Here is a 20470-nt window from a genome sequence, read left to right on the forward strand (position 1 = left end):
GGACTTCACGATCATTTTGTATAGGTCATTCCATTTCTCAAGCTTTATTCCCTATGAAGTAACTACATCTGCTCCCACCCTTGGCGAGACATTCCGTACGCTCCACTGAAACCTCTAATAAAGAGCGGAATAATGCAAGCTCGCAACTGCAAGCCTGCCCATACTTTCCTGCAACACTAGTGATGGGACAATTGTATTCGTGTAATATATATTCATTTTCGTCTTGCTTTTCCACTTGAGCCATATATCCACCCGCATTTTGAATCGAGGCTAATTCATGTACACGCTGCTCTAAACTTTTACCTACCATTCGTGGTGCATAACGTTCATGCAGCTTCCGCTTTCGCCCCTCGAACATCACATCAATAAGCGGTGCGTATTCAGGATCTTCCTCTAATTCAGCAAGCAAATCTATCGTGAGCGTATGATAATTTTTCGGGAAAAGATCGTCTGCTGCTGCTGTAAGCTCAAACATATGTAGCGGCCTGCCCATTGGTTGACGAAGGGAGGCGATATGTACACTACCTTCACGCTCAAGCTCATACATATGCCGCCTAATCGCCATCTCGGTTAGTTCAAGATGAGACGACAATTCATTAGCGCTCATACGCCCATTCGTCTTTAGAAGCAGCAGTATTCGTTCGCGCGTTGAGCCGCCAGCCATTTGTTGTTGCTCGCTCGCTATATCTCCTTCGCTTCGTTTCATGCTGCTACCTCCGCGTACAGGTCGAATGATCCCTGCACTTTTATAGTGTAACTATTTCAGTTCTTGTTCCAAATAGCGCTCTATTGAAAGCTTAAAAGTTGGAAGCAGTTCCACAAGCTCACCCGTTAATGGGTGCAGCTCGTTTCTCTGCCACGTGTAATAGTCCTGTACAATTGGCTTACGAAGCTTAACAAGCTGAATAAGTGTTTCCTGAATCGCTACTGGGAAAGCTCCCTCAGCACCCGTTATTTCAATAATATCCTCATAACTGCTCGCATCTCTCATCAAAAAACCATCAATCAAATAACTTCCTACATCTGTTACGATTTCAATAGCTAAATGAAGTGCCCTCTCCTGCGCAAGTCCTTGAAGTGTATTCCCTTGCCAATCAGAGGCAAGTTCCTTAAGTACGTCCGAAAGCTCTGGAATCGTATTTAAGCGGACTGCTATTTGTTCCTGATTCACATAATACATTGTTCATTCCCTGCTTTCAGCTTTACTTCTTGCGCTTTGCTCTACGTTTCAACCATACGACCATTACGATGCTGCTAATAATGACCACTAGCAAATAAGTCAACATCTCGTATACATCTCGCATTTCAGACATAACTGCTTAACCTACCTCTCAGCTCTCGAAATCTACGCTGACGGAAGCTTCACGCGCTTGCAGCATATGCTCAATAACTATTTTGTGCTCAGGATGAACTTGGTAGGCATCAAGAGCTTCTTTAGATTCGAATTTCGTAATAAGGACAATATCATAAGATCTTTCGGAACGAAGGAAATCAACACCTACTTCAATATGCTTCAGCTCGTCAATTTTGCCTTCCATGTTTCTAAGTACCGCAACAGTGCGCGCAATACTTTCCTCACTATTGTCTTTAAGCTTGAAGCTAACGATATGGGTAATCATAAATGATGCCTCCTGTAGTACGTATATTTCGCCAATGGCGCTAACAGCATGAGTTTTGTCCTTTTGTCACATAATAACCTATGGCATCGCATTACGGCAATCTTTAGTTAAAGGAGTTCACCGCATATGCGCTACAGATTCACAGTCATTGCAACCCTTATCGGAGTTGCCATCTGCGCGTTCAATTATACGGGCTACGATCCGCATAATATGGTTTTTTTCATGCTCAGCATCCCCGTATGGATTGCTACCTTTTTTGTAGATATCCATGAAGTGAGTGTACTCCTTATGTATGCGCTAACTATTCTCTCCTGGGGACTGCTTGGTTTCATTGCAGATCTGCTCATTGCCCGCGACCAGAGACGGAGAGGTAGCACGGCCTAGCTCCACTTCCCTGTTACCCAGCTTATATTAAAAAAGGAGCCTTTCGGCTCCTTTTCCATTCCTATCTGGATTATGCAGCTTCGATGACTAGTTTTGCTTTCATCGTTTTGTGCCCTACTCCACATGCAATCGAACAATATATTTCATATTCGCCCGGCTCAGTGAATTCTACTTGTGTCTCTGGTGTGTCGTTATCAAGTGAAACATTTAATGCATCAATCTTGATACCATGTACGCCGCTTTTGTTTTGCAGCTTCATGATAACTTTGTCGCCTACTTTTGCTGTAAATACTTCTTGATTAAAAGTAAAATCATTTGATGCCACGATCTTCATAAGCGAAACGCCTGGTGGAAGTAGAGCTGACTCGTCTACCGGCTTATCCGGCATTTTGAATGTGAGCAAAAATAAGCCCAGCAACGACGCCGCTGTAAAGACTATGAACATGATCCATTTGTGCATTGCTACGTGCTCCCCTTTACGATCTTAATGTCTACTTCTTATATTACATAAGATCGTCCGAAGTTCTCAACCTTAAACTACGGAAAAAGGAAAATATTTTTTTCTTTTTTGACAAAATAATGAACAATTTTGGTCTTATCGAGACAAATATTGTTTTAGCACCCGCTCCGACTCTGCTTTGACGAATCCCCACAGCATAAAAAATTGGTGATGGTAGCCTCGGCAAACATATTTCGTATGCATACCATCCGCTTCTTGCTTCTCTTCATACACCTTAATTCCCAGCATTCGGAACTGCCTGCGCGTGTCAGCCGAATCAAGCAGAACACGATCCTGAATGCTGCGCAGCAGCGACTCATAGAAACGCGGAAGTTTAATTCCCGAAGTACCGATCACTCGGATATCATGATCCAATATGCGCATAACAATACCTAACAACACATATCGTTTGACTAGTTCAAGCTCTTCTTCTCTTTGAATTGGCGGAGATGAAGTTGTACGAACCTCACCATGCCCCTCTACCTTGTTAGCGGCCATTGCCACCCCTCCATGCATATACAACTGGTTTCATGTGCAGAGACAGACATTATCCCCCTCCGCCACAAAACAGAACATCTGTTCTTATTATATGCAAATTCCGCTCCGTCATGCAAGTTAAAAAAACCGCAGCAGCTGCGGCGGTAAAGAGGGGCGAATTATTATTTGTCCTTCAGCACCTCGATTATTTTGCGGATACGGTCAGGCAGCGGTAGCCCCAACCTCCCATAATTTTCGGTAATAGAAATTAATTCATTAGCAATGTAAAAAAAGATTGCCGCCCCCATCGTCATACCATTGGTATCCATCAAAACATCGATACGATGCGCTAACAAAATGACGAGCAACATCAATCCTTTGCGAGCAAGGCCCCATGAGCCGAATGCACTGCTCAGACCTTTTCCTTCCTTAAGGGATGCAGACACGCCCGACACATAGTCTACCCCCATTGCAACCAATAAAAAGGTAAGCGACTCCGTCCAGCTACCGAATGCAAACGTGATGACTGAGCCTAATATACCGCATAGAGAACATATCCATACCATCCACATTACTCGCCACCTCTTCTCTTTCAACCACTTGACCTATTATATGCAGCGAGATAGTAGAATGACTGTTGACTTGTCCCCTACATGTTCATTTCTATATAAAAAGGGTAACTGCCTCTTTAGAAGACGAAAAAGCTGACCGTCGGATACGACAGTCAGCTTCTCTATCACACGATTAAACACGCTTTGAAACGGATGTAATCGACCTATTACTTCGATTCACCATGAAGATAGTTAAAGAAAGGTACATCCACCCAGAACTGGTACGGAGTAATTTTTGCTTCTGGATCAATTGATTTAAAGCCCTTTACTACTTTTTCGGACTCAGCATTTAATGAGAACGCATGAACAACGTATGGACTGTTAGCATCTGTAATGAGGTTATTTGTAATAATTTCGTAATCTTTAATTTCTGTAGCGGAGAAATAAAGCGGCTGCCACCACGAGCCAGCGATTAGACCAGATTGATTTTCTTCATTCTTTTTCGCATATGCGAAAATAACGTTTTGGAAAGCTACTTTATCCGCAGCGGTTAAAAATTCAAATTCCAAATCATATTCTTTTGCAAAAGCGATGAAGTTGCCGTTCGTAATTTGAACGACGTTCGGACCTGGATCGCCCCACTCTTTTAAATGAACGTATGCGGATGTTTTCGGCTCGAATTGTACTTTCGCATCAAGTCCTTCGCTACGCAACAGACCAATTAGCTGAATTGCATGCGTCAAGTCGGAATGTCCATACGTTAGTGACAAAGAGTCTACGAAATTAGACTCAAATCTAGCATCCTTAATGTTGTAACCCGTAATAAGCTTCTGCTCTAGTGCTGTATTTACTAGCTTTTGAAGCTTTGGAGCATCAATAATATCAGAAGTCGCATACGCTTGGTTCAGCTTTGAGATGATATCTCCGTCCGAAACAAAACCAATATAATTTTTGTAAAGACCTTTAGTCTCCAAAATTTTGCCGATCAGCACATTCGCCAAATCTTCGCTTACAGCAGCTTTTGGCTGCAGACCATTGCTGTAATAAGATGCTGGGAGTACTCCCGTATCCACTGCTGCTGCAATTTCCTGTGCTACATGTTTGCCTAGTCCAGCGCTTTTAAGTTTCAAATCACTGAATACATCTTCTACTTTATCAGCTGGATATGTATAAGCCAGTTCCTCTAGATTTGCTGCTCTGACTGCAATAGAGATTGCTGCTGCATTTGTCAGAACCTGATCTCCGCCAATTGCAGGACCTTTCAAAATACCTTGCTCATATAGAGCAGCCGCTGCATCGTACAACGGATCTTCAGCCTTTATATCAGAAAATACAACCTTCTTTTCTTTAGCCTCGTAATCTAGTACGGAAGCTACTGCCTCTATGAAATCGCCCTTCGTAACTTTCCCAGTCAAATTAAGGTCAAACTTGTCTTCCAAAAAAAGCTTGTACTCCGCCGCGCCAATTACTCCCTCTTGAGTTGCGAGTGGTGCTGCACTCATGTTCGATGCTGTGAACAAAATCGTAAATGTGGTAAGAAGCGCCACTACCCACTTGCTGCCCTTTGATTTAACTGATGTCATTTTCATGACCTCCCTGAGAGTTAATATAATTCCACTTTATCCAATCGGAATTAATGGTATTGGTGAATTATAGCAATCTCTCAAGAAAACTGTCAACAATAATTTACTAGTTTTAAGTGATCATACATTTCTAAACTGTTGCTGTTTAATTGAACTATAGTGTCCGCTTGCTTAATGTCTCTTCTTCAGTTCCTTCATCGTCTCTTTCATCATCCGCCACCACTTCTACTCAATCTTCAATTAATGAATCATCAGAATTATTATCGCTGTTCTTTAGCTTGTCGATCTCCAATAATAGCACTACTTGACCGTCTGAGGTTAAGGGATTGTTGATTTGAGATCATCCGAGGCACCACCTGAAATAAATACTTTTATTATACGAGAAAACAGGATATCCTTCCTCATAATTGAGGTTAAAGTATCCTGTTCATAGAGTTTGGACTTTTTCAGTGGCCTCGTTTATCACAAGGAACCCTCTCATTACCATAACTTATTTGTTTAATCGTAAGTTGTTATAAATGTAGGATGTTCGGCACTACGTGTAATAACATAAAACTCTGCTCGATTATTATCACCGTCAACAAATCTTCCTATATCTTCCCATATCTCACAACCCGATATCCACTTGCTAGAAACAACTTCATCTCTATTAGTTCCAGGATCATATTCCATTAAAGTAAAATTCCCATATCTTGTAGAACAAACCTTAAGATCTCCTCCAGTGGAATAAACTACTTCATTTCTAAAATATCCTCCTGAACGATACAAGAGACTACGGCCTATTTGTTGCCAACCAGGTGGGGAAAGAACGACTTCAGCTTCAACTAGTTCCGCAGATTCAGCAGATTCAGCAGATGCGATTGTAACCGGAGGAATCATAAACATTAGGGCAATGAAAAAAAGACAGAATTGTTTCCATTTCATTTTGTTTGAACCTCGCATATCAACTAACCTCCTATGATTAATAGTCACATTCCTATAGATGGATGTGTTAGATCAATCGTATTACCGACTTTTTTGATTGTCAATAAAAAGAAATTATGTAATCAACTGTAGATAGGGACTTGGAACAATCCATTCCTAACCAACCTTTTGGATTAGTTTGCAGGAAGTCTTATTCAAATTGCGATTGCTCCCATTATGTGACCTCGATGCGTTCACGACTTTTTATTATTTTTATCATATCTTTGATTTCAAGCTACTTTACTACAGATATTTCAGTGACAGCGGTTCACTGATCCTCATGAATCTTCAAATAGGGGGACTTACAAAAAATAAGAGATCTGGTGTCCTGCCATAGGATGGAGCTAAAAACCACATTCTTGATTGATGGTCAAACATTTCAATCAAACACCACTTTCTTTATACGATTAGAGTTACTAGTCTAGCCATATATATTAAAGTTAGTTAATCCTCCTCAGGAAACGTCTCTTCCAACTCCCGATAGTTTTCCTCATCTGCAATACTTTGAATGTCATCAGAAGCAATGGAGATATAGCGATAACCATCAGCTTGCGACTTCCGCATCGCCTTCTCTTTCATAAATCTCGGACTACCCGCTCCCCCATCCTCATCATAGACAAGAATAATGCCATCCGTTTTGCGAAGCATAAGCTCATCCCTCGCCGTAAACTGCCAAACACCTTCATATTCGCCCTTCGTCACAGAGGCATAATAATCGACACCGTTCAGGAGCTGCTGGAAATACGTCTTCTTATCCTCCTTCCAGCTCTCTTCAGGATTGCTGTAAGCTGTCAGTATAGACAACTTCAAATGAGGATATTGGCTTTTGAGTGCAATAACGGCTTCACAAGCCCATAAGTCTACACCATATTGCCCCGGCGTTATGACCCATTCAAGCCCTTCCTCTATAAGAGGAATCAACTTGTTTGTAATCGCTTTTTGAATATAAATAATCCCTTTATGTTTCTGGCTGAATATGTTCAGCTCATGCGCTCGATAACCTGTAATTAACACATTTTTCATCTGTAACATCGCCTTTGCGGTTAAGTCGTCCCAATTACTCCTATTTTATGTCATCCATACAAAAAAGACCATGCAGTACGATCGCATGGTCTTCTCTCGCTAGTTTTCCGGCTAAGTAACAACCTTCTAGCGATTGTCTATTTTCTCTGGATACATATCGTGGTTCATTAATCTGTGCTCTGCCATTGTTTCGTACTTAGTACCTGGACGACCCCAATTGCAATAAGGATCGATCGAGATGCCCCCGCGCGGTGTGAACTTGCCCCATACTTCAATATAACGAGGGTCCATAAGAGCAATTAAATCGTTCATAATGATGTTCATGCAGTCCTCATGGAAATCGCCATGGTTACGGAAGCTGAACAAGTATAGTTTAAGCGCCTTGCTCTCCACCATACGTACATCTGGAATGTACGAAATGTAAATTGTTGCGAAGTCTGGTTGTCCTGTAATCGGACAAAGACTAGTAAATTCCGGACAGTTAAATTTAACGAAATAGTCACGACCGGGATGTTTGTTGTCAAATGATTCGAGCACCTCAGGTGCATAGTTGAACGGATATTGTGTTCCTTGATTGCCAAGCAGCGTAATACCGCTAAGCTCTTCTTTGTTTCTTCCTTCCATCGTAAAGCACACGCCTTTCTCTATTCAAAATAATGGTGTTATATCGTCAATCGTTATACGCCTTTTTTGTTGCCCCATACCCATGTATGAAGCTGAGGCAGCACATGTACACGCCGAAGTTCTTCATCTGCCATCGTTTTTTCGATTAACCACTCATACCGCTCGAGCAGATATGGCAACATGAGACGAGGCTCCATCTCCGTCAAATTGGCATTACCTGCCTGTAGGTAAAAAGGAATACCAGGATACCTTGCATGCGTGATGCGGGCATAGTCTAGATCGCGTTCATCAAACACAACCGTCTTTATGCAAAAGCTCCGTCCACCTTCGCGAAGCTTGGCAACAACATCATCAAGCACATCCCAGTCCGTTGTCATACCTGAACTTGGCGGCTTAGGGGATAACGTCAAATCGTCAATGTCGGTAAACCAAGGCTGCCATCGGCTTCCTTGCGTCTCTAACGCAACTGCTATGCCACGCTCGTGCAGCAAAGAAATAAACTCCCCGAGCTGTGGTAGAAGCGCCGGATTGCCGCCAGAAATCGTGACATGATCGAAGAACTTGCCACCAACACGTTCAAGCTCTTCAACAACTTCAAGTGCCGATAACAAGCGAATATCGCCTTTCCCACTGCCATCCCAAGTGAATGCAGAATCACACCATACACATTGATAATCACAGCCAGCAGTTCGAACGAACATCGTCTTACGTCCGATAACCATTCCTTCACCTTGAACGGTCGGCCCGAATACTTCCATCACAGGAATTTTTCTTGCGCTAGCCATTTGAAGCCGCCTTCCGCGTCGGACGGTAAATACAGTAGCTTGTCGGCGTTTCGCGCAGAAACACTTGCAGACATTGTGGACGATTAACCATTCCATCCAAATGCTGCTGAACAAGCTCGTAAATCGTTCTAGCAACTACCTCAGTAGTAGGAAAACGCTCCGGCAATATGTCATCGAAGTTTTCTTTATCATCATTTAACAACGAATGGTCAAACCGATCGTGGATAAGACGTTTAATAATCGCGAAGTTAATAAGAAAACCTGCTTCATCAAGTTTGTCTCCAGCTACCGTCACATTCGCATAATACGTATGTCCATGCACCAGTTGGCATTTGCCCGCTTCGCTTGAAGGAATATAATGCGCCGCCGCAAAATGAAAATCTTTATTTAGTTCGTACTCATACTCATGCTGCACCGACGGATAAATCTGTTGAAGCATTACAGTCCCGCTCCTCTCAAGCTGCGAGCCGCAACATACTGTTCAAGCCCTTTGCTCCGCAGCTTACATGCGGGACAATCACCGCAGCCGTCAGATTTCACACCGTTATAACAAGTTAACGTACGTTCCCTGACGAAGTCGAAAGCGCCCAGATCATCGGCAAGTGCCCATGTTTCTGCCTTGTTCAGCCACATGAGCGGCGTATCGATAACAAATGGATAATCCATCGATAAATTGAGTGTTACATTAAGCGACTTAACAAACACATCGCGGCAATCAGGGTAACCACTGAAGTCCGTCTCGCAAACACCAGTTACTATATGTTTAGCTCCGATCCCTTTGGCTAACACCGCTGCGAAAGTTAAGAAAAGCAAATTCCGTCCGTCAACGAAAGTTGTAGGAAGTTCGCCTTCTTTCTCCTCTATCGCAATATCATCACGTGTTAATGCATTAGGAGCTAATTGATTTAATAAAGACATATCTAGTACATGATGTTTAATATTTAGATCGCTTGCAATTTCCGCTGCACAATCCAGTTCTTGCTTATGGCGCTGTCCATAGTTGAACGTAATCGCCTCAACCTCTGCGAATCGTTCCATCGCCCAGAATAGACATGTTGTACTGTCTTGTCCACCGCTGAATACGACCACTGCTTTTTCTTGCTTTACCATGATGTATCCTCCTCTCAAGTCTGAGAAGACGGAGCTCCACTCAAGCTGTCTGATCCATATAAAACAGGAAACGGCACGCGTAGCTCAAAGAGAGCCTTCGCGTGCCGAACACAAAAACGACGATGCCTATATGAATACAGGCTACCGTTTCGTTTTAGTTTTTTATAGAGGGAGTTCGCGAACCTCTCCCGGCAACATTCATCTCTAAGACATAACAAAGCCGGATTTCTTTTCAATTATTCTATCGTACTATAGCACAGCTAAGACATGATGGAAATAGAGAGTTCATGCAAACACCGTTATTCCTTATATCTCATGTAGTGCGGCTAACGTCTCCAGCATATGCTGGATCAGTTCTGGGATATCTTCCATCTGCTCTTCATTAATTTTCCGATCAAATGGAAGTTCAATGATGTTGTTAAAGTAAGAATCCCCGCTTCCGAAAATGCGGCTAAGTGTCTGAACTGGCTTACGCTCCTGTTGCCAAATGGTCAACATGCTCCGTTCAATCGCTGCACACTGTACTTCCACATCTGTTACTTTCATATAGAAACGAAGTGTAAGCCCACAAGCGGGTGACTCACCCTGATGCTCCAATATTTCTGCAGCGATATCCTTTAAAGATGCGCTGAGCACAACATCTGCAGTTACACCTTCTTCTCCAGCTAGACGGAAGGATAAAATAAATTGTCGTGACATAACCGCCATATCAAGCAAATCTTTACGCCCGATAATATCGATCGTACGATCTAGTGTATCCAAATCATACAACTGATTCTCAAAGGCTACTTTTAAATTATCAAATACGATAGGATCAAACATGAACACACCTCATTCTAAAAAGCTAGATGGCTAAACAAGATAAGCCTTAAGCCGGATATGCTTTATTCTAAACCAACATTTACCTATCCATCAAATCCAATTTGTCATTCACAAAGGTTGCTACAGTTTGCGTTAGCCGTAGATTTCCGTATACTTATACATATAGTAGATTACTAGAACTTCTTATCTAATCGAGGTGAACCAGTGGACGAATTAAAACAAGCCTATAAAACAATGGGACTTGAGGAATTTGCAACAAAGGACGAAGTAGAGAAACGCTACATGACGCTTTTAAGACGAGAACGAACAAAAACGAAACATTTAGAAGCTAACAACCTCACTTCAAGCGAGCAAAGTGAAGACCAATTCAAACACATTACAGCAGCCTATCGATTCATATTGGCACATGAAGATCAGAAAGTTATGCAAGAGTTCAATGAAAAAGAATACGGGAAATACAAAAACATGGCTGGAAAAGCTCAGAAGCTAGATCACTTCTGGCGCTATTACAAGCTACATACTCTAGGTGTTGTTGCACTTATAGGAATTATTATTTATGCCATCGTCGGCTATATCGACCATCGCGAAGAACAGAAATATTTGGCGAGCCTGCCTCCTGTTGATGTTAGTACTATTTTCTACGGCATGTTTATGCAGCCAGAAGGGGAAACCGATCTTAAAGCAGTATCTGCCTCAATGCTGAAGTCGTTCCCTGAATGGAAACGTATAGAATCATCCATTATATACGTCCCCGGGGAAGATTTAAACGCGTATGCCTATTTGCAGAAAGCAATGGTAACATTGATGTCGGAAGTCCATGATGTCATCTTGATGGACAAAAAAATGTTCGATTGGATCGGTGGGCAAAGCGCACTTCTCGATCTGGAAGGACAGTCGGAACTAGCTCCATGGCTTGCAGGAGAACAAGCACGTAAGCTTACTGTTGAGGGCGACACTCAGGAACGTATTTACGGCTTTGATCTTAGTGGTACACAACTCAGCAAAGACCTGCGTCTTCTTAAGTCAGATCTTATTGTAGGTGTACATGCCAATGCCAATAACCCGGAAAAAGCGATTCAGTTCATTAAAAAGTATTTAGAAACATTACCGTCGCAATAATAAAAGGCAAGCTCTCTGCAGACCGAGACGTGGACACAATGTCCGTGTGACGTAATGCGAGTAAGCTTGCCTCTTTTTCATTCGAATCGTTCTCAAAAAGTAGGAACTATTAACATCTTAGCGTAACTTCTATATCTTGATTGTAGTTACCAAAGCCTTTGCCAAAGAGAGTGACGCCACCACAGTTTTTCGCTGTCGTGCTACAACTTATTCGGAACATAATCTCTTTATCATAAGCTAGCTCTATTTCATCAATTGTAACTCCCGACACTTTGATCCCATCAATAAATGAGCCATCACGAGTAATTCGGATCGATTTCATTAGTCCGTACGTAACATTTTTGTACCACCATTCCGGCGTATACAAGCCGCGACTACCTCCAAAATCTCCCGGATACGTCCATGTCCCTACTTCCCTTCCATTAATCGAAAATACGATATCAGAAGGAAGATGACTAACCGTACATGGCGTCTCCGAACATAACTCAAGTGCAATTTCAAGCGATTCCGGCCGCTCATTATTGACCATATAATTCGGAATGCGATACTCCACATATCCGGAACTAAACCAGATTACTTTTGCATGGACATGCTCAGGATCTGCAAAATATCTAGGATCGTCGCACATCCCGATCATCCCGGTAGATGATGCAAGGCCGCAAGTAGGCTTCACCTCATAGTGTGAATAAGCCCCCACCGGAACGGAAACATCATAGCGATTATGCTTCTCCTTGGAAGGATTGCCCCTAAAAAGGAGCGTAGCATGAGAGAGATGGAGGAAGCACATTTTTTGCATACCTCGTTTGCCTGGCATCGTTTCTGAGCGGACAATTCCAGCTTCCTCAAGCATATGTACATGTCTCGTTACGATGGGAGACTTTATGTCTAGTGCTTCAGACAAACTTTTAATATTCATAGGTTTATCATCCAACAATTCTATAATCCTCACGCGCGTATGTGACGAAAAACATTCCAAAAACTTCATATTACGCGTGTTTACTTCAATATCCATACGTGCTCCCCTTCTATTCGAAAACTCACATATCGCATATTATATAACCTAGAAGTTAATGTTTCAATACAGAGGTGTAAACTTGACATAGTGGGTCATTTTCACTAAAATTAATCGCGCATGCATAACTAAAATGATATTAAATTATCTTTTTAGTTAACTAAATGCAAGGAGGTAAATGATGAATAACTTTCAATTTCATAATCCAACCCGAATCGTTTTTGGCGAAGGTACAATTAGTCGTATTGGTGAGCTAACTGCCCACTATGGAAAGTCCATTCTTCTTGTTTACGGAGGTGGCAGCATTAAATCGACGGGATTATACGATCTCGTTCGCAAACAATTATCTGCATCTAATGTAACTGTACATGAGCTGGCTGGCATTGAGCCGAATCCGAGGCTCACGACTGTCAATAAAGGAATCGATATTTGCCGTACACAAGGCATCGAGTTTATTCTTGCTGTCGGCGGAGGCAGTGTAATCGACGCAGCCAAAGCGATTGCAGCAGGCGCATTGTATGATGGCGATGTTTGGGACTTCTTTACGGGCAAAGCTTCTATTAAACAAGCACTGCCGATCGGTACCGTTCTTACACTAGCAGCTACTGGTTCAGAAATGAACGGAAATACAGTTATCTCCCATTGGGAAGAGAAATTAAAAAGAGGAGCTGGCAGTTCTCATCTGTTCCCTACATTTTCGATTCTTGATCCAGAACTAACTTATACGGTACCCCGCAATCATACGGTATATGGCTCCGTAGACATTATGTCGCATGTGTTTGAGCAATATTTCAGCTTAACGGAAAACACGCCTCTTCAAGAACGCTTCTGTGAATCCATATTACAGACGGTCATTGAAAATATTGAGCCTGCGCTCGTTAATCCAAACGATAAAGCAGCCCGTGCTAACCTCATGTGGTGTGGGACGATGGCGCTTAACGGCGGTCAAATTAGTCTTGGCATGGTTAATGACTGGGCATCTCACGGTATTGAGCATGAAGTCAGTGCAATTTATGATATTCCACATGGAGCGGGACTAGCAGTCATCTTCCCGAACTGGATGAAATATGTATATAAAGAGCGTGTAGATCGATTCGCTCAATATGCCACTCGTGTATGGGGAATTGATGCTGCAGGAAAGACAGAAGATGAACTTGCTTTGGCAGGCATTGAAGCTACCCGAGATTTCTTCACAAGAATCGGAGCTGAATCGACACTTGCAGACTTCGGCATTGGTGAAGAGCAATTGGATCGTATGGCGGAAGAAGCCGTTCGTTACAGTGCGATAGGTTCCTTCAAAACACTTGAGAAAAACGATGTTCTTGAAATATTGCGTATGTCTCTATAATCGCTGCCCATTCGAGAGGAGAATTTGTTATGACAGTCGCATTAACAGAAAGCACAGTACTTAGTAACGGTGTAAAGATGCCATGGTTCGGTCTAGGCGTTTGGAAAGTAAAAGACGACGGCGAAGCGGAAAATACAGTTAAAGCAGCTATTGATTTAGGTTACAGAAGTATTGATACTGCTGCAGCTTATCAAAACGAGAGTGGCGTTGGTGCTGGCATACAGAGTAGCGGCGTAGCTCGGGAAGATCTTTTCGTAACGACGAAAATATGGAATGCAAACCAAGGTTACGAGTCGACGCTCGCAGCATTCGAGGAAAGCCTATCCAAGCTTCAGATGGACTACGTCGATCTTTTACTCATCCACTGGCCTGTAAAGGATAAATATAAAGATACATGGCGTGCAATGGAGCAAATTTACCGTGATGGTAAAGCACGCGCAATCGGTGTGAGCAACTTCCAAATTCACCATCTGCAAGATTTAATCGCTTCGAGCGAAATTGTACCGATGGTCAATCAAGTGGAATATCACCCACTACTTACGCAACAGGAACTACATGCTTTTAGCAAAGCCAATAATATTCAATTAATGGCTTGGAGCCCACTTATGCAAGGTAATCTCGATGAAAGTGTTCTTGCTGAGATTGGTGCTAAATACGGCAAATCACCAGCTCAGATCGTTCTTCGTTGGGATTTACAAAATGAAGTTGTTACTATTCCGAAAACGACTAACGTTGCACGTTTGAAGGAAAATGGAGATATCTTTGACTTCGAGCTAACACAGGATGAAGTCTCACGTATCCATTCTCTCAATCAAAATAAGCGCTTCGGCCCAGATCCTGACAATTTCAACTTCTAACAGCATCTGTCGCGCTTAACTTTAATGGGTCATTTTACCATTATTTTAAAATCCGCGCAGGATTCGAGCTCCCTCTTGTCGAAAAGTATTTATACCATTACGTTCGAAAGGGGGAGTGAACTTGAATATGAAAATGAGAGCCCGAATTGCGGGTCTAGTTGATTCAGTGGAATGGACAAAAGGGATGGACGAGTACCGAACAATACTAGAACGTTTATCGAAGCTTCCCTTGCCGGATAAAATGATTCTTCTATATGTTAAGGAGCTGGACGAAAAAGATAAGCTAACGATGGCGTTAGCTCTTGAATTCCCATTTGCAAAACGCGAATTACGTAAGTGGCCAGAGATGCTGTTCGTAAAGATGTTCCGAACAAGTGTTATTCAGGCTCACAAAGATATGGCTGCCAAGCGCAGGCTTCTACTCGCCATCCTTCATACGATCCCAAACTTATCCCAAGATGAGGAAGAATCATTTACCACACTATTAGAAGAACAGGAACAGCGTATCGCAAAACATGGCTTTTGGACGTTTTATTGGACTATTTATTTCCATGTTGAAAAAGACGATAACGACGAGCGTTGGACTGAAGAAACAAAGCGGCTTTCAGAACGGAAAAATGCTCCTCTAAACGAAGATACACTACTCGTAGAATCCGCAATCACAGCTGATCCCCCTAAAGATGCGGAACAAAACAAACAAAAGAAAAAAATAACACGTCTTGAAGGTTTGTACGCTAAAGAGACGGCTCATCGGCAACTGTTAGAACAAGATCTTGTGCTACGAAACAAGCAGTTGCGCATGAAAACGGAAGAGCTCGATCGACTAAACTTAGCTTTAGAGCGGCGCGCAAAAGAAATCGCACTTGCCGAAGCAAAAAACGTGAAATTAACAGATCTTCAGCAAGAACGTGATCGTCGTTGGAAGCAGGAGCAAGATGCTTGGCTGACAGAACGACAGATGTTCCTGAGCACGATTCGCTCACTTAACAACAAACAAAATCAACTTGAGAGCACGATCGAATCTCACACGAAGGAATTATTTTATCACAATAAGGACAAAGCTTTTTTAAAGCAATCCATTGCAAACATTAAAGAAAAGATGAATGATCAGAATGAGCTAGTTACTAATTTAAAGCTTTGTCTCTATCAAGAAATTGAAAAGATCGCCTCCACACAAATCAATGCGACAGATAGCCGCTTCGGATTAGCACGCGCGCGCATTCGGAAAGCATTGGATCTAGCTGATGCACTTGAAGACTATCAGGCTCTAGATATCCTAGCTGAGCAACCACCAGAGCACGACACCACACAACATAAGAGCAAGGAACCGCTTGCTGACAACCAAAGCTCTGATGCAGGATTGGGTACGAGTGCAAAGGCTACAACTGCCCAAAAAAGTAATAAGGGAGTTTCACCACCACCCCAGCGACCTGAAGAGATAGCCACCCCTTTAAATGGAACATTCTATCGGCGGGACCATGGTGGTTTCATTAAACTAGAAAATGATATTACGTTCAACATTACAGAATCGCTCGTTTATCAACATGAATTACAACATGAAGCGGAAGTTCTGTGTACACCTATCAAACATAATGGAACATCCTTTTATTATGAAGTGCAATTGCTCTTCCAAGGTGATGACTCGTACTCTCCTGTCCAACAGTTTGACGGATATATTTCGCTAGAGAAGGATGGTAACTGGTATTGCGTCGATATGAATGATGCGAACAACCGCTTCCATATTCATTACAAAGATATCGAAATTCAAAAGCCCGCTCACGGTGACCCTTGTACGTTCAACGTTTTTGATGGAGGGCATATTGCTCGCTTAACGAAACTTTATCGACTTAATACAAATACTAGTTCAACCGTTCAGGATAAGAGTGCACATCCCGCTGAACTTGAACCATCTCGATACAGACAAAATAGAGACAAAAGAAACGAAGCTACTCAGAAAACTAAGATTGAACCTTTCCTTCGTGGCAGCAGCGTTACTATTGTAGGCGGACTTCGCAAATGGTTTGAAGAGGTTGTGTTAGAATGCGGTGCAGAACTCGTTCATGAAAACGGTGAACATCCTGAGCGCATTCACTCCGATTTGAAACGGTCTCAAGCGCTTTTCCTTCTTATTTCTTCTACCTCTCATCGTGCCACATGGGAAAGTATTGAAATTGCTAAAGCACACGGAATCCCTCATTTTGTTATTCAAGGGTCGAAATCAAATCTCCGTATGTTGCTATGGGACAATCGAGAGTTAATCAAAAGCGCAAACCGTCATTAATTTATTAATATTTTTTCATTAATTTCTCATAAATGCTCATTTGCTGTGATTACGTCTGCATTATTGCTCTCATATACGGAAATAGGCTGTTTTTGCATGTGATATAGTGGGTACACATAAAACGAAAACGAAAAGGATAACCTTACACCATGAAAAACATAAGCCTATTAAAACAAATCGTAAAAGTGAGTACTTGCAGTGCTATTGTCTGGTCAGCCATTACATTCGGAGCAGCTAATGACAACGTTCAAGCAGCTACACCTGCATCAATTGATCTTATTGAATCAAGCAAAGAATACATAGGAACACCTTATCTATATGGCGCTCAGCCAGGAAGCACAAGTGCATTCGACTGCTCCTCATTTACACAATATATGTTTAAGCGTTTTAACATTTGGCTTCCCCGTACGTCTGCAGCTCAAGCAAGTATGGGGAAAAAAGTCGAGAAAAACGCACTCAGTACAGGCGATCTCGTTTTCTACAAAACGAATGGAAAATCGATTAGCCACGTAGCTATCTACGCAGGAAACAATCAGATTATACATAGCGCAAGCAGTAAAGGTGTTTCTATCGCCAACATGAATTCAACCTATTGGAAAAACAAATATGTAACTGCACGTCGAGTTATAAAATAGTTTCGGAATTTCCATCATCGGTAAATAACGGATGAGCTAGCGAATAATTCCGATCCACTTGCAGCATAATAGCCTCAAGAAGGAGGCTAACATAGATGGCAAATAGAACAAATCAACTTCTTGTACCACAAGCGCGAGCAGCACTTGAGCAGCTGAAATATGAAATTGCTAGTGAATTAGGCATCCAACTCCCGCAAGACGGCTATTACGGTAATATGACGACTCGGGAAATAGGTACTATTGGCGGAAATATTACACGCAGGCTCGTCCAGATTGCCGAGCAACAGCTTACTGGCAATCGTTAAATGATTTGGGCTAAAAGAGAGCGCTTCCGCGTTCTCTTTTTTCATTTTTCCTTTCATTTGTTCGCAAATATCGGTAAAATGGGATAGAGTTATTTAAGATACATAGATCCTTGTCACTTTATTAGAGAAAGGAATATCCCAAATATGAATATTCAACCTAAAACTCGCGGCTTTATTTGTACAACTGCACACCCAGAAGGCTGCGCAAGTCAAGTACAGCGTCAAATTGATTATGTAACTAGTAAGCCTGCCATTCAAGGACCACGCAACGTACTCGTTGTTGGTGCTTCAACAGGCTACGGTCTTGCATCACGTATAGTCTCCTCATTCGGTGCTGGAGCAAACACAGTTGGCGTTTATTTTGACAAAGCTGCTGAAGGTGTACGTACTGCATCCGCAGGCTGGTACAACTCTGCTGCATTTGAAAAAGCTGCTGCAGAAGCTGGCCGTAAATCGTATAGCATCGTTGGCGATGCGTTCTCCGATGAAATCAAAACAAAAACGATTGATCTTATACGTACAGAGCTTGGTCAAATCGATTTGGTGATTTACAGCGTTGCTTCTCCACGCCGCGTACATCCAAAGACGGGTGAAGTATTCTCCTCCGTTATCAAGCCACTTGGTGGAACGTATTCAAACAAAACAGTTAACTTCCATAGTGGTGAAGTATCAACTGCAACGATCGAACCAGCAACTGAAGATGAACTACGTCAAACGATTGCTGTTATGGGCGGAGAAGACTGGCAAATGTGGATCGACGAACTTCAAAGCGCAGGTGTGCTGGCTGAAGGAGCAACAACGGTTGCTTATTCCTATATCGGTCCTGAAATAACACATGCTGTTTACCGCGAAGGAACGATCGGCGCAGCCAAAAACGATCTAGAAGCTACAGCGAAACGCCTGAATGCTGGACTAGCTACAAATGGCGGACGTGCATTTGTATCCGTGAATAAAGCACTTGTTACACAATCAAGCTCAGCTATTCCAGTAGTACCTCTTTATATTTCTGCTCTTTATAAAGTAATGAAAGAGCAAGGTATTCACGAGGGCTGTATCGAGCAAATGTACCGCTTATTTGCTGAAAGACTTTACGGCGAAGGTGAAACGCTTGTTGATGAAAAAGGACTTATCCGTGTCGACGATTGGGAAATGCGTCCTGAAATTCAAGCAGAAGTTGCTAAGCTATGGGCTGAATTGACTACTGAAAACGTATATGAGCTATCTGATCTAGTAGGCTATCGCCGTGAATTTTTCCAACTGTTCGGCTTCGAAACAGACGGAATCGATTATGAAGCAGATACTAATCCTGACGTAGCTATTTCAAATTTACGATAAGATACAAGTGCAAGAAATGGAGGGCATTATGCCAACAAAGATTAAGGTTTTTTCTGGTTCATCCAATGAGCCATTAGCTACAAATGTATGTAAGCAACTCAATCTGCCATTGGGCAAAATCGCCATTTCTCGTCTTCAAAGCGGTGAAATTCATGTATCCTATGAAGAGTCACTTCGAAATTGTGATATTTTTTTAGTGCAATCGTTGTCTAGCCCTGTGAATGAACATTTAGTAGAATTGCTCGTCATGATTGATGCGGCAAAACGTGCTTCTGCTAAATCGATCAATATTGTAATGCCTTATTACGGCTATGCTCGTCAAGAGCGTAAATCTGCACCAAGGGAACCTATTTCCGCTAAGATGGTAGCAGATATATTGACGACAGTTGGTGCAAGCCGCATCATTTCTGTTGATTTGCATGCTGATCCAATCCAAGGATTCTTCAATATTACGGTTGATCATTTAACTGCTTTGGATTTGATCATTGATTATCTCAGAAAAAAGGACATCAAAAATCCAGTTGTCGTATCGCCTGATGCTGGACGAGCTACGACAGCAGAGAAACTGGCTGGCTTACTCGATTGTCCTTTTGCGATTATGATCAAAAACCGCCCTGCCCATAACCAATCCAAGATTACACATATTATTGGTGAAGTTGAAGGTATGACGCCAATTATTATCGAGGACTTGATCGATACAGGCAGTACGATCGTTAACGTGGTAGAAGGCCTTAAGAAACGTGGAGCAGAAGATGCTTTCATCTGCGCAACTCACGGATTATTTTCCGAGAATGCCGTTGAGAAGCTTAACCACAAAAACATTCAAGAGGTTGTTATTACGGACACGATCGCTCTTAGACAAGATAGCCCCGATAAGTTCGTCGTTCTACCGATGGCACCATTGCTAGGCGCTGCTATCAAAATCATTACCGAAGGCGGCTCTATCGCAACATTGTTTAAATCAGAATAAACGAAAAACACAAAAAGGATCAGCCGATAGTCATCTAATTTGACTATCGGCTGACCCTCTTTTTATAATCCAATGTCCTGAGCGTCCTATTAAATTTGTTCGGTTCTATAGGTAATAAATTGTTTAATGCTTTTTCCTTAGACGAACAACCAATGCTGAACAAACTAA

The 20470-nt window shown here is 42.3% G+C and carries 24 protein-coding genes and 1 riboswitch; of the genes, 9 read left to right on the forward strand and 15 right to left on the reverse strand.

Translation table 11 applies throughout. The features are described from left to right. Window positions 1–37: 37 nt before the first annotated feature. From I6N90_RS10560 to I6N90_RS10570, 3 genes are all read right to left on the reverse strand, one after another. Window positions 38–706: a helix-turn-helix transcriptional regulator gene (locus I6N90_RS10560; RefSeq protein ID WP_197935467.1), complete on the reverse strand. Its 669-nt coding sequence runs from the start codon at window positions 704–706 to the stop codon at window positions 38–40. Window positions 707–757: 51 nt separating this feature from the next. Further along, complete coding sequence (locus tag I6N90_RS10565) at window positions 758–1180, reverse strand: DUF86 domain-containing protein (protein WP_197935468.1); 423 nt, start codon at window positions 1178–1180, stop codon at window positions 758–760. Between the two features lie 151 nt (window positions 1181–1331). After that, entirely contained in the window at window positions 1332–1619 is a 288-nt protein-coding gene (locus I6N90_RS10570; protein WP_197935469.1) for a Dabb family protein, read from the reverse strand. A gap of 126 nt (window positions 1620–1745) precedes the next feature. Here I6N90_RS10570 and I6N90_RS10575 point away from each other — a divergent pair, with 126 nt between their 5' ends. Continuing rightward, window positions 1746–2003: a hypothetical protein gene (locus tag I6N90_RS10575; protein WP_197935470.1), complete on the forward strand. Its 258-nt coding sequence runs from the start codon at window positions 1746–1748 to the stop codon at window positions 2001–2003. A gap of 70 nt (window positions 2004–2073) precedes the next feature. On the opposite strand, the gene I6N90_RS10580 is transcribed toward I6N90_RS10575, so the two are convergent. The 11 genes from I6N90_RS10580 to I6N90_RS10630 form a co-directional block, all read right to left on the reverse strand. Beyond that, entirely contained in the window at window positions 2074–2463 is a 390-nt protein-coding gene (locus I6N90_RS10580) for a cytochrome C oxidase subunit II (protein ID WP_197935471.1), read from the reverse strand. Between the two features lie 135 nt (window positions 2464–2598). Then, the gene (locus tag I6N90_RS10585; RefSeq protein ID WP_232242849.1) at window positions 2599–3000 is read right to left on the reverse strand and encodes a hypothetical protein; all 402 of its coding nucleotides are present in this window, start codon (window positions 2998–3000) and stop codon (window positions 2599–2601) included. 161 nt (window positions 3001–3161) lie between these two features. After that, window positions 3162–3551 (reverse strand): phage holin family protein, encoded by a 390-nt coding sequence (locus I6N90_RS10590; RefSeq protein ID WP_197935472.1) that lies wholly within the window; start codon window positions 3549–3551, stop codon window positions 3162–3164. 206 nt (window positions 3552–3757) lie between these two features. After that, window positions 3758–5113: an S-layer homology domain-containing protein gene (locus I6N90_RS10595; protein ID WP_197935473.1), complete on the reverse strand. Its 1356-nt coding sequence runs from the start codon at window positions 5111–5113 to the stop codon at window positions 3758–3760. 498 nt (window positions 5114–5611) lie between these two features. Further along, complete coding sequence (locus I6N90_RS10600; protein WP_197935895.1) at window positions 5612–6055, reverse strand: hypothetical protein; 444 nt, start codon at window positions 6053–6055, stop codon at window positions 5612–5614. Between the two features lie 465 nt (window positions 6056–6520). Further along, the gene (locus I6N90_RS10605; RefSeq protein WP_197935474.1) at window positions 6521–7099 is read right to left on the reverse strand and encodes a DUF1273 domain-containing protein; all 579 of its coding nucleotides are present in this window, start codon (window positions 7097–7099) and stop codon (window positions 6521–6523) included. A 126-nt stretch (window positions 7100–7225) separates the two neighbouring features. Beyond that, window positions 7226–7723 carry a preQ(1) synthase gene (gene queF, locus I6N90_RS10610; RefSeq protein ID WP_197935475.1) on the reverse strand — a complete coding sequence of 166 codons (498 nt, stop codon included), beginning with the start codon at window positions 7721–7723 and terminating at the stop codon, window positions 7226–7228. Window positions 7724–7776: 53 nt separating this feature from the next. Then, window positions 7777–8508: a 7-carboxy-7-deazaguanine synthase QueE gene (gene queE / locus I6N90_RS10615; RefSeq protein WP_197935476.1), complete on the reverse strand. Its 732-nt coding sequence runs from the start codon at window positions 8506–8508 to the stop codon at window positions 7777–7779. Continuing rightward, complete coding sequence (gene queD / locus I6N90_RS10620) at window positions 8501–8947, reverse strand: 6-carboxytetrahydropterin synthase QueD (protein ID WP_197935477.1); 447 nt, start codon at window positions 8945–8947, stop codon at window positions 8501–8503. The genes queE and queD overlap by 8 nt, the downstream gene beginning before the upstream one ends. Continuing rightward, window positions 8947–9618 (reverse strand): 7-cyano-7-deazaguanine synthase QueC, encoded by a 672-nt coding sequence (gene queC / locus I6N90_RS10625; protein WP_197935478.1) that lies wholly within the window; start codon window positions 9616–9618, stop codon window positions 8947–8949. Before queC ends, queD begins: the two co-directional genes overlap by 1 nt. Before the next feature lie 148 nt (window positions 9619–9766). Then, window positions 9767–9810: riboswitch (PreQ1 riboswitch) on the reverse strand. 114 nt (window positions 9811–9924) lie between these two features. Continuing rightward, window positions 9925–10440 carry a hypothetical protein gene (locus tag I6N90_RS10630; protein WP_197935479.1) on the reverse strand — a complete coding sequence of 172 codons (516 nt, stop codon included), beginning with the start codon at window positions 10438–10440 and terminating at the stop codon, window positions 9925–9927. 204 nt (window positions 10441–10644) lie between these two features. Here I6N90_RS10630 and I6N90_RS10635 point away from each other — a divergent pair, with 204 nt between their 5' ends. Beyond that, window positions 10645–11559 carry a J domain-containing protein gene (locus tag I6N90_RS10635; protein ID WP_197935480.1) on the forward strand — a complete coding sequence of 305 codons (915 nt, stop codon included), beginning with the start codon at window positions 10645–10647 and terminating at the stop codon, window positions 11557–11559. Between the two features lie 109 nt (window positions 11560–11668). On the opposite strand, the gene I6N90_RS10640 is transcribed toward I6N90_RS10635, so the two are convergent. Then, on the reverse strand, window positions 11669–12571 hold the full coding sequence (locus I6N90_RS10640; RefSeq protein ID WP_197935481.1) for an ArsR/SmtB family transcription factor: 903 nt from the start codon (window positions 12569–12571) through the stop codon (window positions 11669–11671). A 181-nt stretch (window positions 12572–12752) separates the two neighbouring features. Between I6N90_RS10640 and I6N90_RS10645 the strand changes: the two genes are divergently transcribed. From I6N90_RS10645 to I6N90_RS10675, 7 genes are all read left to right on the forward strand, one after another. Further along, window positions 12753–13919, forward strand: coding sequence for an iron-containing alcohol dehydrogenase (locus I6N90_RS10645; protein WP_197935482.1), 1167 nt, complete (start codon window positions 12753–12755; stop codon window positions 13917–13919). Between the two features lie 29 nt (window positions 13920–13948). After that, window positions 13949–14776, forward strand: a complete 828-nt coding sequence (locus tag I6N90_RS10650) for an aldo/keto reductase (protein ID WP_197935483.1) — start codon at window positions 13949–13951, stop codon at window positions 14774–14776. 121 nt (window positions 14777–14897) lie between these two features. Further along, complete coding sequence (locus I6N90_RS10655) at window positions 14898–17057, forward strand: DUF2325 domain-containing protein (protein WP_197935484.1); 2160 nt, start codon at window positions 14898–14900, stop codon at window positions 17055–17057. Between the two features lie 149 nt (window positions 17058–17206). Continuing rightward, window positions 17207–17692 carry a C40 family peptidase gene (locus I6N90_RS10660; RefSeq protein ID WP_197935485.1) on the forward strand — a complete coding sequence of 162 codons (486 nt, stop codon included), beginning with the start codon at window positions 17207–17209 and terminating at the stop codon, window positions 17690–17692. 95 nt (window positions 17693–17787) lie between these two features. Then, a complete protein-coding gene (locus I6N90_RS10665) occupies window positions 17788–17997 on the forward strand; it encodes an alpha/beta-type small acid-soluble spore protein (protein WP_197935486.1) in 210 nt (69 codons plus the stop codon). A gap of 144 nt (window positions 17998–18141) precedes the next feature. Further along, a complete protein-coding gene (gene fabV, locus I6N90_RS10670; protein WP_197935487.1) occupies window positions 18142–19332 on the forward strand; it encodes an enoyl-ACP reductase FabV in 1191 nt (396 codons plus the stop codon). Window positions 19333–19360: 28 nt separating this feature from the next. After that, the gene (locus I6N90_RS10675; protein WP_197935488.1) at window positions 19361–20302 is read left to right on the forward strand and encodes a ribose-phosphate diphosphokinase; all 942 of its coding nucleotides are present in this window, start codon (window positions 19361–19363) and stop codon (window positions 20300–20302) included. The last annotated feature ends 168 nt before the right edge of the window (window positions 20303–20470 follow it).

Origin of the sequence: Paenibacillus sp. GSMTC-2017 (genome assembly GCF_016019935.1) — a bacterium.
Taxonomy (GTDB): domain Bacteria; phylum Bacillota; class Bacilli; order Paenibacillales; family Paenibacillaceae; genus Pristimantibacillus.

Coding starts and splice junctions, on each gene's coding strand:
- I6N90_RS10560 (WP_197935467.1), bottom strand. CDS start 706: ATGAAACGAAGCGAAGGAGATATAGCGAGCGAGCAACAACAAATGGCT.
- I6N90_RS10565 (WP_197935468.1), bottom strand. CDS start 1,180: ATGTATTATGTGAATCAGGAACAAATAGCAGTCCGCTTAAATACGATT.
- I6N90_RS10570 (WP_197935469.1), bottom strand. CDS start 1,619: ATGATTACCCATATCGTTAGCTTCAAGCTTAAAGACAATAGTGAGGAA.
- I6N90_RS10575 (WP_197935470.1), top strand. CDS start 1,746: ATGCGCTACAGATTCACAGTCATTGCAACCCTTATCGGAGTTGCCATC.
- I6N90_RS10580 (WP_197935471.1), bottom strand. CDS start 2,463: ATGCACAAATGGATCATGTTCATAGTCTTTACAGCGGCGTCGTTGCTG.
- I6N90_RS10585 (WP_232242849.1), bottom strand. CDS start 3,000: ATGGCCGCTAACAAGGTAGAGGGGCATGGTGAGGTTCGTACAACTTCA.
- I6N90_RS10590 (WP_197935472.1), bottom strand. CDS start 3,551: ATGTGGATGGTATGGATATGTTCTCTATGCGGTATATTAGGCTCAGTC.
- I6N90_RS10595 (WP_197935473.1), bottom strand. CDS start 5,113: ATGACATCAGTTAAATCAAAGGGCAGCAAGTGGGTAGTGGCGCTTCTT.
- I6N90_RS10600 (WP_197935895.1), bottom strand. CDS start 6,055: ATGCGAGGTTCAAACAAAATGAAATGGAAACAATTCTGTCTTTTTTTC.
- I6N90_RS10605 (WP_197935474.1), bottom strand. CDS start 7,099: ATGAAAAATGTGTTAATTACAGGTTATCGAGCGCATGAGCTGAACATA.
- queF (WP_197935475.1), bottom strand. CDS start 7,723: ATGGAAGGAAGAAACAAAGAAGAGCTTAGCGGTATTACGCTGCTTGGC.
- queE (WP_197935476.1), bottom strand. CDS start 8,508: ATGGCTAGCGCAAGAAAAATTCCTGTGATGGAAGTATTCGGGCCGACC.
- queD (WP_197935477.1), bottom strand. CDS start 8,947: ATGCTTCAACAGATTTATCCGTCGGTGCAGCATGAGTATGAGTACGAA.
- queC (WP_197935478.1), bottom strand. CDS start 9,618: ATGGTAAAGCAAGAAAAAGCAGTGGTCGTATTCAGCGGTGGACAAGAC.
- I6N90_RS10630 (WP_197935479.1), bottom strand. CDS start 10,440: ATGTTTGATCCTATCGTATTTGATAATTTAAAAGTAGCCTTTGAGAAT.
- I6N90_RS10640 (WP_197935481.1), bottom strand. CDS start 12,571: ATGGATATTGAAGTAAACACGCGTAATATGAAGTTTTTGGAATGTTTT.
- I6N90_RS10645 (WP_197935482.1), top strand. CDS start 12,753: ATGAATAACTTTCAATTTCATAATCCAACCCGAATCGTTTTTGGCGAA.
- I6N90_RS10650 (WP_197935483.1), top strand. CDS start 13,949: ATGACAGTCGCATTAACAGAAAGCACAGTACTTAGTAACGGTGTAAAG.
- I6N90_RS10660 (WP_197935485.1), top strand. CDS start 17,207: ATGAAAAACATAAGCCTATTAAAACAAATCGTAAAAGTGAGTACTTGC.
- I6N90_RS10665 (WP_197935486.1), top strand. CDS start 17,788: ATGGCAAATAGAACAAATCAACTTCTTGTACCACAAGCGCGAGCAGCA.
- fabV (WP_197935487.1), top strand. CDS start 18,142: ATGAATATTCAACCTAAAACTCGCGGCTTTATTTGTACAACTGCACAC.
- I6N90_RS10675 (WP_197935488.1), top strand. CDS start 19,361: ATGCCAACAAAGATTAAGGTTTTTTCTGGTTCATCCAATGAGCCATTA.